The following is a 236-nucleotide window of genomic DNA, read 5'->3' on the forward strand; positions in this document are numbered from 1 at the left end:
GTGAGAGTACTCCTGCATCGTGTCCGGCGCCGGTGTCCAGGATCGGGGCGTCGGGCAAGGCAGCGTGGAGTTGTTGCAGCAGTCCGGGGTCGAAATGGACGGTGGGGCTGAGTGATTCCTCGGCCAACTCGACGCTGCAGCCTTCTTCATTGGCAGCCAGTTGCGCCTGAGCATGGATGTTTTCGACGAGGGCAGCGGTGACGGCGTCGTCCGGGTGGCGGACATCGAGCCAGAAG

The 236-nt window shown here is 64.0% G+C and carries 1 pseudogene; it reads right to left on the minus strand.

Annotation, left to right across the window (positions count from 1 at the left end):
* A pseudogene (locus tag SB764_RS44570) lies at positions 1–236 on the minus strand (allantoate amidohydrolase); the annotation flags it as partial.

This window comes from Paraburkholderia sp. SIMBA_027 (genome assembly GCF_046535315.1).
GTDB lineage: Bacteria > Pseudomonadota > Gammaproteobacteria > Burkholderiales > Burkholderiaceae > Paraburkholderia > Paraburkholderia tropica.